Annotated in this window: 10 protein-coding genes and 2 pseudogenes; 7 read left to right on the forward strand and 5 right to left on the reverse strand. The window is 46.1% G+C overall.

All coding sequences use genetic code 11. From position 1 onward, the window contains the following. The first annotated feature begins 3 nt into the window (after window positions 1-3). Window positions 4-714, forward strand: a complete 711-nt coding sequence (locus tag MOB98_RS02500; RefSeq protein WP_268362627.1) for an EcsC family protein — start codon at window positions 4-6, stop codon at window positions 712-714. 17 nt (window positions 715-731) lie between these two features. Here the strand turns inward: MOB98_RS02500 and sndC are convergent, their stop codons facing one another. The 4 genes and pseudogenes from sndC to hmoB all read right to left on the reverse strand — a co-directional run bounded on the left by sndC (window position 732) and on the right by hmoB (window position 4,313). Next, entirely contained in the window at window positions 732-1,922 is a 1,191-nt protein-coding gene (gene sndC / locus MOB98_RS02505; RefSeq protein WP_268362625.1) for an N-acetyl amino acid acetylase SndC, read from the reverse strand. 68 nt (window positions 1,923-1,990) lie between these two features. Further along, complete coding sequence (locus tag MOB98_RS02510) at window positions 1,991-3,382, reverse strand: hypothetical protein (protein ID WP_268362634.1); 1,392 nt, start codon at window positions 3,380-3,382, stop codon at window positions 1,991-1,993. 67 nt (window positions 3,383-3,449) lie between these two features. Further along, window positions 3,450-3,768, reverse strand: a pseudogene (locus tag MOB98_RS02515) (hypothetical protein). A gap of 44 nt (window positions 3,769-3,812) precedes the next feature. Beyond that, entirely contained in the window at window positions 3,813-4,313 is a 501-nt protein-coding gene (hmoB, locus tag MOB98_RS02520; protein ID WP_268362623.1) for a heme-degrading oxygenase HmoB, read from the reverse strand. A gap of 121 nt (window positions 4,314-4,434) precedes the next feature. Here hmoB and MOB98_RS02525 point away from each other — a divergent pair, with 121 nt between their 5' ends. From MOB98_RS02525 to MOB98_RS02550, 6 genes are all read left to right on the forward strand, one after another. Beyond that, on the forward strand, window positions 4,435-6,579 hold the full coding sequence (locus MOB98_RS02525) for a transglycosylase domain-containing protein (protein WP_268367229.1): 2,145 nt from the start codon (window positions 4,435-4,437) through the stop codon (window positions 6,577-6,579). A gap of 120 nt (window positions 6,580-6,699) precedes the next feature. Then, window positions 6,700-7,761 (forward strand): uroporphyrinogen decarboxylase, encoded by a 1,062-nt coding sequence (hemE, locus tag MOB98_RS02530; protein ID WP_268367230.1) that lies wholly within the window; start codon window positions 6,700-6,702, stop codon window positions 7,759-7,761. A 71-nt stretch (window positions 7,762-7,832) separates the two neighbouring features. Beyond that, window positions 7,833-8,765, forward strand: a complete 933-nt coding sequence (hemH, locus tag MOB98_RS02535) for a ferrochelatase (protein WP_268362761.1) — start codon at window positions 7,833-7,835, stop codon at window positions 8,763-8,765. Between the two features lie 14 nt (window positions 8,766-8,779). After that, window positions 8,780-10,192 carry a protoporphyrinogen oxidase gene (gene hemY, locus MOB98_RS02540; RefSeq protein ID WP_268362760.1) on the forward strand — a complete coding sequence of 471 codons (1,413 nt, stop codon included), beginning with the start codon at window positions 8,780-8,782 and terminating at the stop codon, window positions 10,190-10,192. Window positions 10,193-10,340: 148 nt separating this feature from the next. Continuing rightward, window positions 10,341-10,916: a TetR/AcrR family transcriptional regulator gene (locus MOB98_RS02545; protein ID WP_268362757.1), complete on the forward strand. Its 576-nt coding sequence runs from the start codon at window positions 10,341-10,343 to the stop codon at window positions 10,914-10,916. Between the two features lie 70 nt (window positions 10,917-10,986). Beyond that, on the forward strand, window positions 10,987-13,314 hold the full coding sequence (locus tag MOB98_RS02550; protein ID WP_268367231.1) for a YhgE/Pip domain-containing protein: 2,328 nt from the start codon (window positions 10,987-10,989) through the stop codon (window positions 13,312-13,314). 41 nt (window positions 13,315-13,355) lie between these two features. Here the strand turns inward: MOB98_RS02550 and fabHB are convergent. Beyond that, window positions 13,356-14,332: pseudogene (gene fabHB / locus MOB98_RS02555) on the reverse strand (beta-ketoacyl-ACP synthase III FabHB). Window positions 14,333-14,407 lie beyond the last annotated feature (75 nt).

Below are 14,407 nucleotides of genomic sequence, written 5' to 3' on the forward strand. Positions count from 1 at the left end.
CAAATGACAGACAACCAGATGCTGATGCAGGAAGCCCTTCAATGGAAAATGCATTTTTTGCGAAAGGATTCCATGTTTGAACGCTTTTCGAAGCGTGTGCAAACGAAGGTGAATGAGCGGATTCCTGAAAAAATCCATACAGTCGTCACTGAGAGCGTGAAAAAAATGGTGGAAGCGACAATGGCAGGCTCCAATATCATCACCTATAACAAGGATACAAGTGCACTGTCGCTTAGTGAAAAAAACGAATTGGCGAAAAAAACAATTGCTTCTTATCAGAAAGTGGCAGCTGCTGAGGGAGTCGGCACCGGAGCGGGCGGCATTTTTTTAGGCATTGCCGATTTTCCGCTGCTGCTTTCTATTAAGATGAAGTGTTTATTTACTTTATCTTCAATATATGGCTTTGATGTGAAGGATAAACAAGAGAGAATGTTCTTGCTGCTTATGTTTCAGCTTGCGTTTTCGAGTGATGACTGCCGCAAATCGCTTTTTTCTGTCATTGAAAATTGGGAGACGGAGAAAAAGAGCATCGACTGGAGAGTGTTCCAGCAGGAATATCGCGATTATATCGACGTCGTGAAGCTTTTTCAGCTTTTGCCGGGCATAGGAGCGGCAGTCGGAGGAATTGCCAATTATAAGCTGCTAGCTCAGCTTGGAGAGACGGCCAGACACGTTTTTCATCTGAGGATAGTAAAGGAAACAGCCGGAGAATAAACACTCCGGCTGTTTTTTTATAGTAAATGATAGGTGATCGCAGCGCCCGCAAGAACCTTGGCCGCTGTCAGCATTGCTTTTTCATTGATATCGAATTTCGGATGGTGGTGGGAATAGACCCGCTCTGGCTGTTCAGGAGCAGCACCTGTAAAGAAAAAAGTGCCTTTTACGTTTTGTAAGTAGTAAGCAAAATCCTCGCCGCCCATTTGCGATTCACCGTCAATAACCTGCTGAACACCCTCAGTGTTTTTAGCGATGCTGACCAAGTGGCTCGTTTCTGCAGGATGGTTCACAACCGCTGGATAACCCCGTTCATAGTTGTACTCATAGGAGGCGCCGTGCATGCTGCATACTCCTTTTACAACTGCTTCAATTTCTTTCTCCAGAATGTCCCGGACATTTTCATCAAAAGAACGCGCTGTGCCGATGAGTGCCGCTTGGTCTGCGATGACATTAAACGGGTTGTCGGCGATGAAGGAGCCTGTTGAAATGACGGCGGATTGAATCGGATTGACTTTGCGGCTGACAATGTGCTGCAAAGAGGAAACGATTTGCGAGCCGATCAGGACGGCGTCTTTTGTATCATGCGGGTGAGCGCCGTGGCCGCCCTTTCCGTGGACTTTAATCGTAAATCGGTCCGCCGCCGCCATTACGGCGCCTGGGCGGCATAAAATGGTTCCGAGCGGCTCAGTTGCCCAAAGATGGGTTCCGAATATCACATCCGCGTTTTCGAGGCACCCGTCATCAATCATCGGCTTTGCGCCTCCTGGATAATATTCTTCTGCATGCTGGTGGATCATTACAAACGTTCCCTTCAGCTCATGTCTGTTTTGGTGGAGAACCTTTCCCACTGCAAGAAGAGCTGCTGTATGGCCGTCATGGCCGCATGCATGCATGACACCGGGCACTCTTGAGGCGTAAGGAACATCTTTTTCATCTTGAATGGGAAGGGCGTCAAAGTCTGCGCGCAAAGCGACGGTAGGACCGGGGTCGCTTCCTTCTATATAGGCTAAAACCCCTTTGCCGCCGACATTCGTGCGGATCGGAACGCCTAATGATTCATAATAGGAAGCAATAAATGCGGCGGTTTTTTCTTCTTGAAACGAGAGCTCAGGATACATATGAAAATGACGCCTGATCTCGACCATTTCTTCAAAACAGCTGTCGAGCTGTTTGTTTATCTCTTTCTGCAGTGTAGATATCGACAAAGCCGCTTCCCCCTTTTCTATGCTTTTCCATGATTGTATAGAAAAAGTCTGAATATTTCAACTCGTTTTCAAAGCAGAACCATGGCTGCGACGGTTGTTACTGAAAGGCCAATCACGACAGGGATAAAGTTTTTTCTGGCAAGCTCAAAAGGATCAACCTTGCAAATGGCCGCAGCGGGAATCAGCGCCCATGGGACCAGTGTTCCTCCGCCCACCCAAATGGCAGCTATTTGTCCGAGTGCAGTTAGAACAGCGGGATCTGCATGAAGAGCGGACGAAAAGAGCTTGGCGATAGAGCCGGCGAGAGAAATGCCTGAAAACCCCGAGCCATCGAGGCCCGTGATGGCGCCAGCGGCAGTTAAAGCAACGGCGGCAAGCTCCTTTGACATGGGCAGCGTATGGGATAAGGCAATGCCAAGATCATTGACAATGCCGTGGGAACCTTTAGGGAGTGAAGTGCCCAGTATGCTCTCAAAGCCTGAGTCGCCAAGGTAGAAGAAAGCGGCAATTGGGATGACGGGGCCGAAAACCTTAAAGCCGAACTGGAATCCATCAATAAAATAGCCAGTGATTTTTTCGAGTCCCTTTTGCTTATGCGCGAGAAAATGAACGATCAGGAGGATGCAGATTGCAGACCCGCCGATTAACGCGGTCGCATCATTTCCCTGAAGGTTAAACAAGATCATGCAGGCGATATCAGCAAGAAAGACAAGCGGAATTAAAAGAGCCATTGTGAACCGCAGCCGTTTTGGCAGGTACAGCGAGGTGTCTTGCTCACCTGAAAGTAAAGGGGAAAAAGAATCTGGAGTCAGCTGTTTTTTGCGTTCGCGCTGAATCATGATAAATGCTGCGGCTGTTGTGGTCACGCCCATAATCAGGACAAGGGGAATGCTCGCTGAGACGACATCACCAACTGGAATGCCTGCTGCATCTGCTGTCAGCTTTGGCGCCGCCTGAATGACAAAGTCTCCTGACAGCGCAAAACCGTGACCAAATAAGTTCATGGCCATGGCGGCGGCAATGGGCGGCAAACCGGCGCGGGCGGCTGCCGGAAGCAGGACGGCGCCGATCAACGCGACACCCGGAGAAGGCCAGAAGAAGAGAGAAATGGCGAACATCAGGCCGCCAATCAGCCAGTAGGCGATTATAGGGCCTTTTACAAGGCGTATAAAGGGAGAAATCATGGCCTCATTTATCCCTGTTTTTGTTAACAGATCACTCATCGAAACGATAAAACAAATGATGAAAATCGTGGGCAGCAGTTCGCCAGCCGCGTAGATAAAGCTGTGGAATAAACTGCTGACAGAAGCTGAAAATGAATGGCTGGCCCACAATGATATGATAAAAATGCCGAATAAGGAAATAAAGGTCGTATCTTTCCGCAGCAGCATAAATAGGATAATCGCCCCGATAAAAAAGACATAAAGAACATGGACAGGCAAGATCCCGATTTCCATCATTATCACTCCTTCCGCTTCCTACAGATTATTCATAGGCGGGCGGAAGGTGCCGGGACAGAAGGCAGGGTTATGATGGAAGATGAACATTGATCTGTTTTAGCTGTTCAATCAAACGATGCTGTAACACTCTGTTCGCTTTTTGCTGATGTTTCCGGGAAGCATTCAGGAGAAAAAATGACGCCCCCATCAGCAAGCCAGTTTTTTCTGTAGCCGGCAATGCTTTCCGATGGCTCGAAAAATGCACCATCCTCGCGCTACATCTCGTAATCGTCAAATCCGAACTGAAAACCGCAGCACGGGCAGATTTCATGAGAATGATCCCCTTGCTTATCATATGCCGGTTCAGTCAGTCCCTTAAACCCGCATACTGGACAAGTATATTTCATTTTGTTTTCCTCCCAATAAAATAAGCCGCCGGACATGCCGGCAGCTATTCGACAGCGAAATATGTGGTGACATAAGAAGGCCGTGAGAAGATCGACGTTGTATCAATTCCGGCAGATGTGCCGCGTTTTTTGTGGGCTTCTTTGTATGAATCTGACTGCTGCCAGTCTTGAAAGTCTCTTTCGGTTTCCCACAAGGTCAGGATGACATAGGTGTCACTGTCAAGCGGGCGAAGCACACGAATCGCTTCAAAACCAGGCTGGTTTTCGACTTTTCCCGCTCTGTTTTTAAATCTGTTTTCAAACAGCGGACGCCCTTCCTGAGTGACAGCAATATTGTTCAATACTGCAAAACCGGGATGCTTTATCTCTCCGGCTTGGTCAATGACTTCATAAGCGTGTGGTGCCTGGAAAACCGTATCCCCGTTTGTTTCGTGGATCAAAATCGCGTTTTCCTGCCCCTGCATTAAAAGGATATGTTCTGAGGGATGCTTCTTTACGATCGTTTTTAAAAAATCGGCTGTCCCATATGTAATATAAACCTTCATATCAGCCACCTCCTGCTTGCTAGTATATCAAAACAATGGTATAAGTTTCTATTGGCGAGTGCTTCGAACATAATTCCAAACAATTTTTCCCATACTACCTTTAGAAAGGCGAGGTGAGTTCATGTTTAAGGTAAAGAAAAACAAACTTTTTATACCCATCATTATTTTAGTGTTAACTGCTTTTCTCGCTTTACTAGGATATATTTCAATTATTTTTCTCGGACATTATGTTATAGATGAAAAGAAGCTGATTCTTCATGCCTCTTCAAAAATTGTAGATCAAAACGGGAATGAGGTTGCAAGCCTGTATACAGAAAATCGCGAGCCGGTCTCGATCAATGAGATTCCGAAGCAGGTAAGAGAAGCGTTTATTGCAGTTGAGGATAAAAGATTCTACGAGCACCACGGCATTGATGCAAAATCTGTCGGAAGGGCAGTATACCGTGATATATTAGCAGGCGGAAAGGTGGAAGGCGGAAGCACGATCACCCAGCAGCTTGCCAAAAATATTTTTCTGACGCATGACAAAACATTTTTACGAAAAACAAAAGAAGTGATCATTGCAATCAACCTTGAACGGGATTACAGCAAGGACAAGCTGCTGGAAATGTATTTGAACCAGCTTTACTTCGGACATGGGGTATACGGCATCCAAGCGGCGTCTCACTATTATTTTAATAAAGAAGTAAAAGATTTAACTGTATCGGAAGGTGCGGTTCTGGCCGCTATACCGAAGGCGCCTTCTACGTATTCTCCTGTTTTGCATCCTGATAAAAATAAGGAGCGGCGCGATACGATTCTCGGGATGATGAATGACCAAGGCTTTATCAGTGCGAAAGAGGCTGTCAGCGCGCAGGGCCGGACACTCGGGCTGCACGTGAAGAAACAGTCGGAAACACCTTGGTTTGACAGCTATATTGATCTTGTGATTCAAGAGGCAGAAGACAAGTACTCGATTTCCGGAGAACAGCTTCTTCAAGGCGGATACACGATTAAGGTGCCGCTTGATTCGAAGCTGCAGAAGACAGCCTACCAGGTGATGAAAGAGGGAAGCTATTATCCCGGAACTGATCAGAATGCTGAAGGAAGCGCGGTTTTTATTAATAACAAGACAGGCGGTGTGGAAGCGGCGATCGGCGGAAGAGATTACACATCTAAAGGATATAACCGAGTGACAGCCCTCCGCCAGCCGGGTTCCACATTTAAGCCGCTTGCTGTATACGGACCGGCAATGCAGGAAAAGAAATTTAAGCCATATTCTCTATTGAAGGACGAGTTGCAATCCTACGGAGATTATACGCCCAAAAACTATGACAGCCAGTATGAAGGCGAAGTGACCATGTCTGACGCCATTACATACAGCAAAAACGCGCCGGCTGTCTGGACGCTGAATGAGATAGGTGTCGAAACAGGAAAATCTTATCTGAAAGCAAACGGCATGGATATCCCTGATGAAGGCCTTGCTCTTGCTCTAGGCGGCTTGGAAAAAGGCGTTTCACCGCTCCAGCTTGCCGGCGCGTTTCATACGTTTGCCGCGAATGGAACGTATACTGAGCCGTATTTTATTTCCAGCATAATAGATGAAGACGGAGAGGCTATAGCCGATCATAAAGAAGAAGGAAAGCGGGTCTTCAGCAAGCAGACGTCCTGGAATATGACGAGAATGCTGCAGCAGGTGGTCAAAAGGGGAACCGCCACATCCGGCACCTATCACGGCGATCTGGCGGGAAAAACCGGTTCAACGTCTTATACAGGCGTCTCTGGCGCGACAAAGGACGCCTGGTTTGCAGGCTATACGCCGAAAATAACCGGGGCAGTCTGGATGGGCTATGACAAAACGGATCAAAACCATTATTTAAAAGGCGGCAGCGCGTATCCGACGCGGCTGTATAAGGATATTTTGACACAGGCAGGAGAAACCGGCTCTGTGTTTACGAAGCCTAAAAACGTCAAAGAACTGGAAAGCCCGATAGAGCTGGAGCCAGTTAAAACACTGAAAGCGGATTACACATTTAAAGCTGCCGGACTGTTTACCATTGAATTAAAATGGGATGCCCAAGAGGATGATCGGGCTGTATACAGAATTTATGTAAACAAGGACGGCAAGGAGACGCTTCTTGATTCGGTTGAAGGAAAGGGAAGCTATGAGATCCCTTATGCCAACTTGTTTTCAGGCGCTTCTTATAAAATTGTGCCTTATAATACGCAGACAAAAAGAGAAGGGGAAGGAACCGAATACGTTCAGCCGAAACTATTTTCCTCTTAATGGAATTCGGCGATTTTTTGAACTTTAAGCTTCATTTCTATACCATTTGCCAAAAACGAGGTATAGTGTAATGGTCAAGAAATACGAACGTATGGTTGCAGTATGAAAGGTGGAAATCAGATGAGTAAACGAGAAACGTTTAACGAGACGTTTTTAAAAGCTGCACGGGGAGAAAAAGCGGATCACACGCCTGTATGGTATATGAGACAAGCAGGGCGCTCACAGCCGGAATACCGTAAGCTGAAGGAAAAATACGGATTGTTTGAGATCACACATCAGCCAGAACTTTGTGCGTATGTCACAAGGCTGCCGGTTGAGCAATACGGAGTCGATGCTGCAATCCTTTATAAAGATATTATGACTCCGCTGCCGTCAATCGGTGTGGATGTTGAAATCAAAAACGGGATCGGACCCGTGATTGATCAGCCGATCCGGTCTCTGGCGGACATTGAAAAACTCGGCCAAATTGATCCAGAACAGGACGTGCCGTACGTGCTTGAGACGATTAAACTGCTTGTCAACGAGCAGCTGAACGTCCCTCTCATCGGTTTCTCAGGTGCGCCTTTTACGCTGGCCAGCTATATGATTGAAGGCGGCCCGTCGAAAAACTACAATAAAACAAAAGCCTTCATGTACAGCATGCCGGATGCATGGAGTCTGCTGATGTCCAAGCTAGCCGACATGATTATCGTGTACGTAAAAGCGCAGATTAAGGCTGGCGCAAAAGCGATTCAAATCTTTGATTCATGGGTCGGCGCGCTGAATCAGGCAGATTACAGAACATACATCAAACCGGTAATGAACCGGATTTTTTCAGAGCTTGCGGAGGAGAATGTGCCGCTGATCATGTTTGGCGTCGGTGCGAGCCATTTGGCAGCTGATTGGCATGACCTTCCACTTGATGTGGTCGGGCTCGATTGGAGACTCGGCATTGATGAAGCCAGATCAAAAGGCATCACCAAAACAGTGCAGGGCAACCTGGATCCGTCCATTTTGCTTGCGCCATGGGAAGTCATTGAGAAGAAAACGAAGGAAATACTCGATCAGGGTTTGAAATCGGACAGCTTCATTTTCAACCTTGGACACGGTGTATTTCCTGATGTCAGCCCTGATGTTTTGAAAAAGCTGACGGCGTTTGTCCATAAATATTCACAAAACAAAAAAATGGGTCAATATTCCTAAGCATATCTTTTGGTATCTTGAAGATATCCTGTCAAAATGTTTGTATCAGATCATTAAAGAGGGTGTAAACAGTGAGTAGAAAGAAAATGGGGCTTCTCGTTATGGCGTACGGCACGCCTTATAAAGAAGAAGATATCGAGCGTTATTATACACATATCAGAAGAGGCAGAAAGCCTGAGCCTGAAATGCTTCAAGATTTGAAAGACAGATACGAAGCAATCGGCGGCATTTCACCGCTTGCCAAAATCACAGAGGAGCAAGCGCACAAGCTTGAACAGCACTTAAATGAGATTCAGGACGAGATAACATTTAAAGCGTATATTGGACTGAAGCATATCGAGCCATTTATTGAAGATGCTGTGGCAGAGATGCATAAGGATGGCATTACAGAAGCGGTCAGCATCGTGCTGGCACCGCATTTCTCCACGTTCAGCGTGCAGTCCTACAACAAACGTGCCAAAGAAGAGGCAGAAAAAATTGGCGGCTTAACGATTACGTCAGTTGAAAGCTGGTACGATGAACCGAAGTTCGTGAAATATTGGGTTGACCGAGTGAAGGAAACATATGCGTCAATGCCTGAGGATGAAAGAGAAAACGCAATGCTCATCGTATCCGCACACAGCCTGCCGGAAAAAATTAAAGAATTGGGAGACCCGTACCCGGACCAGCTTCATGAATCTGCGAAAATGATTGCTGAAGGTGCAGGCGTCTCCGAATATGCGGTCGGCTGGCAAAGTGAGGGGAACACGCCTGATCCTTGGCTCGGACCTGATGTGCAGGATTTAACACGTGATCTATTCGAACAAAAAGGCTATCGGGCATTTGTATATGTTCCTGTCGGATTTGTCGCGGACCACTTAGAAGTGCTTTATGATAATGATTATGAATGCAAAGTGGTAACTGACGATATCGGCGCAAGCTATTACCGGCCGGAAATGCCGAATGCTAAGCCTGAGTTTATTGATGCGTTGGCAACAGTTGTATTAAAAAAATTAGGACGTTAAAGAAGGCGATGAACATGAGTGAAGGCAAAAAACATGTAGTCATCATCGGCGGCGGCATTACCGGTTTAGCCGCCGCCTTCTATATGGAAAAAGAAATCAAAGAAAAAAATCTGCCGCTTGAACTGACGCTTGTTGAGGCAAGCCCGAGAGTCGGCGGGAAAATCCAGACTGTCAAGAAAGACGGCTATATCATCGAAAGAGGGCCTGACTCATTTCTGGAACGGAAGACAAGCGCTCCGCAGCTTGTCAAAGATGTAGGGCTTGAACATTTGCTTGTCAACAATGCGACCGGACAATCCTATGTGCTTGTAAACCGCACCCTGCATCCAATGCCGAAAGGCGCCGTAATGGGGATACCGACAAAAATAGCTCCGTTCGTTTCAACCGGCCTGTTTTCTTTGTCCGGGAAGGCAAGAGCTGCTATGGATTTCATCCTGCCTGCAAGCAAATCAAAAGACGACCAGTCATTGGGGGAATTTTTCCGCAGACGTGTCGGAGATGAAGTGGTTGAGAATTTAATCGAGCCGCTCCTATCAGGCATCTATGCAGGCGACATTGACAAGCTCAGCCTGATGTCGACATTCCCGCAATTTTACCAGACGGAACAAAAGCATCGAAGCCTGATTCTCGGCATGAAAAAAACAAGGCCTCAAAGCTCTGGCCAGCAGCTGACGGCTAAAAAACAAGGGCAGTTTCAGACCCTGACAACCGGTTTGCAGACCCTTGTAGAAGAGATTGAGAAGCAACTAAAGCTGACGAACGTGTACAAAGGCACAAAAGTGACCAAGATCAGCCGAGGCGGCACTGGCTACTCGCTCGAACTGGATAATGGTGTCACGTTAGATGCAGAATCAGTAATTGTAACTGCTCCGCATAAAGCGGCTGCAGGAATGCTATCTGAGCTTCCTGCCATTTCTCATTTGAAACATATGCACTCCACATCCGTGGCAAATGTGGCCTTGGGCTTTCCTGAAGGCGCCGTCCAAATGGAGCATGAAGGCACGGGATTTGTTATTTCCAGAAACAGTGATTTCGCGATCACAGCCTGTACGTGGACGAACAAAAAATGGCCGCACGCAGCGCCGGAAGGCAAAACGCTGCTTCGGGCGTATGTCGGAAAAGCCGGAGACGAATCCATCGTTGATCTCTCAGATAACGACATTATCAACATTGTGTTAGAAGACTTAAAGAAAGTCATGAACATAAACGGGGAGCCTGAAATGACATGTGTCACCCGCTGGCATGAAAGCATGCCGCAGTACCATGTCGGCCATAAGCAGCGCATTAAGGAGCTGCGTGAAGCACTGGCATCCGCATATCCGGGTGTTTACATGACAGGCGCTTCTTTTGAAGGTGTCGGAATTCCGGACTGCATCGATCAAGGAAAAGCTGCTGTATCTGACGCGCTTACCTATTTATTCAGCTAAAAACCTCCGCCATATAACGGGGGTTTTTTTTATTTTGCAATGGCCATATTGTTTAAAAAAATGATTGATTTGATCAGCTGGTTATGATACATTTGCATATGTACTTAATGACTAAAATGTTCAAATGGTCAGTTTTGAGGTGAATACAATGTCAATAGATCGAAAAAAGCTCATTTTAGAGGCGGCTACAAAGTCTTTCACGCAGTTCGGGTATAAAGCGACGACAATGGATCTTGTGGCAAAGCTTGCGAACGTGGGGAAGGGAACCATTTATACTTTTTTCAAAAACAAAGAAGAGCTGTTTGACGAGATTTTCACTACTATATTGAAGGAAATGAAGCAAAAAGCGGACGAAGCGATGGAGCCGGATCTTCCGTTCCATGAAAATGTGCACAGAGCGCTGTTTGCCATTCTGGAATTCAGGAAAACACATCAGCTGACGATTAAAATTTTCCAAGAAAATGCTGAGATTGGTACAATAGCAGTTCAAGATGTAATTCAAAAAATGGAGCGTGCCATTCTCTCTTATATAAAAAATAAGATTGAAGACGGGATCGAAAGCGGTGCAATCAAGCCGTGCGACCCGGAGCTGACAGCTTTTGTGATGCTGAAGCTTTATATCGCACTCATTTTTGATTGGGAAAAACAGCATCCCCCGCTTGATAAAGAGACGATTGCAGAAATGCTTGAAGTGTATGTTGTCAAAGGATTGTCAGCTAACTAGATAATCCTTTCTCTTTGCAAGAAAATGACCATTTTTCATGATGAGTCAGTTTTAGAATGGAGGCATCAGGATGAACACAATACGAAGTCAGTGGAAAGACATCGTAACAAGTAAAAAACTATTGATTCCTATTATTGCCATTTTGTTTGTCCCGCTTATTTACAGCGGCGTATTCTTAAAGGCTTATTGGGATCCATACGGCACAGTTGACCAGCTGCCTGTCGTCGTTGTCAATCAAGACAAAGGAGCAACATATGAAGGAGAAAAACTTCAAATCGGCGATGATCTGGTTAAAGAATTAAAGGATAATGACAACTTTGATTGGCATTTTTCAACTGATCTCGACCAATCGTTAAAGGACTTATTAAATCAAAAATACTATTTAGTAGTCGAGATTCCTGAGGATTTTTCTAAGAATGCCAGCACTGTGTTGGACAAAAATCCGAAAAAGCTGGATCTGAAATACCATACGAATGCCGGTTCAAACTATGTAGGGGCAACGATCGGCGAAAAAGCGATTGATAAACTGAAAGCCTCTGTTTCAAAAGAAGTGACCGAGCAATATACGAAAGTCATTTTTGATAACTTTAAAGATATCGCAAAAGGTTTGAGCGACGCGAGCAGCGGCGCGAAAAAAATTGATGACGGCACAAAGGATGCGAAAAACGGAAGCGCCCAGCTGAAAGAAAATCTGGCAAAGCTGAAGGAAAGCACAGCCACCATCAGTGACAAAACAGCGCAGCTTGCAGATGGAGCGGCTCAGGTGACGAGCGGCATCCAATCGCTTGACAGCTCGCTCGGTAAATTCCAGGACAGCAGCAACCAGATTTATGATAATTCTAACAAGCTTGCGGCAGGATCGGGCGAGCTGACAGGCAAACTGAATGAACTTCTTGGCGGACTTCAAAAAGTGCAGCAGGGCTTGCCTAATCTGACAAACGGGCTGGATCAGCTCAACAGTAAAGCGCAAGAAGGTTCTGAGAAAGCAGCAAAAGCGGAAAAAATCATAAATGCGCTCGATTTAACAAAGCTTGAAACAGCTGTGAACAACCTGGAAAAGTCAGAAACAGCGATGAAGGAATTCCAAAAACAGCTGACTGACTTTGAAAACAGCTTGAAAAACCGTGATCAGGCATTTAAAAATCTCATCAATTCAAGTGATTTCTTAACAGCGGAGCAAAAGAGCCAGCTGATTAAATCTGTTGAGAAAAAGCTTCCGCAAGTTGATGCGCCTGATTTTGATCAAATCTTAAGCCAGCTTCCTACAGCTGATCAGCTGCCTGACATTGCAACGATAAAAAGCTCTCTTGAAGATGTGAAAGCGGAGGTCGCACAGCTGAAAGCAATGCCGGAAGCTACATCTAAGCTTTATAACGGTGCAAAAACGACTCAAGATGCTATTGATAAATTAACCGAAGGAACTGAGAAGATATACAACGGTTCACAGCAGCTGACAGAAAATCAAAACAAACTGACAGCCGGTATCGGTGAATATAATAAGCAGTTCGCAAAAGCAAAAGCGGGCTCAGAGCAATTGGTAACAGGAAGCAGCCAAGTATCCGGCGGATTGTTTAAGCTGTTAGAAGGTTCCAAACAGGTCCAAAGCGGATCTTCAAAACTTGCAGACGGATCTGCTTCACTTGATACAGGTTTAGGCAAGCTATTGGACGGCACAGGAGAGCTGTCTAGTAAGCTGAAGGATGCGGCTGACCAAACAGGAGATGTCGATGCTGATGATCAAACATACAGCATGTTTGCCGATCCGGTGAAAACCAAAGATGATGCCATTCATTCTGTTCCTAACTACGGAACAGGGCTGACACCTTATATCCTGTCAATGGGCTTGTATGTCGGCGGTATCATGCTGACGGTTGTCTTCCCGCTGAAGGAAGCATCAGGACGTCCGAGAAACGGTTTTGAGTGGTTCTTCAGCAAATTTAATGTCATGATGCTCGTGGGAATCATTCAATCATTGATTGTGGCGACGGTTCTTCTGCTAGGGATCGGTCTCGAGGTTGAGAGCACGTGGAGATTTTACGTGTTTACGATCATTACGAGTCTCGCTTTCCTGGCGATGATTCAATTTTTGGCCACCACAATGGGCAACCCGGGACGATTTATCGCAGTCATTATTTTAGTGCTGCAGCTGGGGGCGAGCGGAGGAACCTTCCCGCTGGAATTGCTTCCTCATTTCTATCAGGTGATTCATGGCGCATTGCCGATGACTTACAGCATTAATGGATTCAGAGCGGTTATTTCAAACGGGGACTTTGGCTACATGTGGCAGATGGCCGGCGTCTTAATCGGCATTGCCCTCGTCATGATTGCGCTCAGCATTACTTACTTTACGATTTTAAGCCGGAAGGAAGAAACATCAGAAGAACAGCCGGCTTCATAATGAAAAAGAACTTGTTTCCTTGGAAACAAGTTCTTTTTTTATTACATTCCCCATTTGACAAGCAATCCTGTATAGGTTAATCCGCCGCCGAACCCAAAAAGCATTAAGGTTTGGTCTTTTTTCAGCTTTCCGGCTTTCACTGCGAGATCCAGCGCCAGCACGATCGAAACAGAAGATGTGTTTCCGAAGGATTCGACACTGGTAAGCGTTTTTTCAATTGGGAACGGTGTTTTTTCACAAATTGACTCAATCATGCGCAAGTTGGCGCTGTGAGGCACAAACCAATCGAGATCATCAGAACTGAGCCCCGCTTTATGTAAAAGCCGTTCAAATTCGACGGGGATGGTTCTCGCCGCCCATTTATACACTTCTCGGCCATTTTGGACCATTTTACCGGAACCAGCAAGCGGGACTCCATTTAGGTCATTCCGCAAACCGGCACGGTATAAAATTTCTCCTCCGTTCCCGCTAGTTCCTTGGACGTAAGCTAGAAATCCAGGTGTCTCTTCATCACGTTCTACTAACAGCGCACCCGCGGCGTCGCCGAACAGAACGCATGTCGTTCGATCGGTATAATCCGTAACCTTTGACAATGTCTCTCCCGCGATGACGAGAATTTTTTGATGAAGTCCGGATGTAATCAATCCGTTTGCCAAATGAAGGCCGTATGTCAGCCCCGCGCACGTCGCATTAATATCCAGCGCACCGGTGTTTTCCCAGCCGAAATATTCCTGCACACGGCAAGCTGTACTCGGAAAAGCATAATCGGATGTTGTTGTGGCAACAAGGATCATATTCACATCATCAAGCGTCCCTTCATAACGGCTCTTGAGATCCTTTACAGCTTCGATGCATAAATCAGAGGTGAACTGCTGTCATCTGCGATCCGGCGTTCTCTCATTCCTGTGCGCTGAACAATCCATTCATCAGATGTATCAACAATCTTTTCTAAATCAGCATTAGTTAAGCGCCTGCTCGGCGCATAGGTGCCGATAGCTGTTATTTTTGCTTTTGACATATCAATCACTACTTATGGTCAGATTATAACACTAGATATTAGTATCTGGTACTAAAAAGAAGGGTTTTTTGATAA

Source organism: Bacillus sp. N13C7 (assembly GCF_026790065.1).
Classification (GTDB): Bacteria; Bacillota; Bacilli; order Bacillales; family Bacillaceae; genus Bacillus.

What these genes read in the sequence shown, in the direction of transcription:
- MOB98_RS02510 (WP_268362634.1), bottom strand. Translation starts at nt 3,382, where the DNA reads ATGATGGAAATCGGGATCTTGCCTGTCCATGTTCTTTATGTCTTTTTT.
- MOB98_RS02525 (WP_268367229.1), top strand. Translation starts at nt 4,435, where the DNA reads ATGTTTAAGGTAAAGAAAAACAAACTTTTTATACCCATCATTATTTTA.
- MOB98_RS02500 (WP_268362627.1), top strand. Translation starts at nt 4, where the DNA reads ATGACAGACAACCAGATGCTGATGCAGGAAGCCCTTCAATGGAAAATG.
- hemE (WP_268367230.1), top strand. Translation starts at nt 6,700, where the DNA reads ATGAGTAAACGAGAAACGTTTAACGAGACGTTTTTAAAAGCTGCACGG.
- hemY (WP_268362760.1), top strand. Translation starts at nt 8,780, where the DNA reads ATGAGTGAAGGCAAAAAACATGTAGTCATCATCGGCGGCGGCATTACC.
- MOB98_RS02550 (WP_268367231.1), top strand. Translation starts at nt 10,987, where the DNA reads ATGAACACAATACGAAGTCAGTGGAAAGACATCGTAACAAGTAAAAAA.
- MOB98_RS02545 (WP_268362757.1), top strand. Translation starts at nt 10,341, where the DNA reads ATGTCAATAGATCGAAAAAAGCTCATTTTAGAGGCGGCTACAAAGTCT.
- hmoB (WP_268362623.1), bottom strand. Translation starts at nt 4,313, where the DNA reads ATGAAGGTTTATATTACATATGGGACAGCCGATTTTTTAAAAACGATC.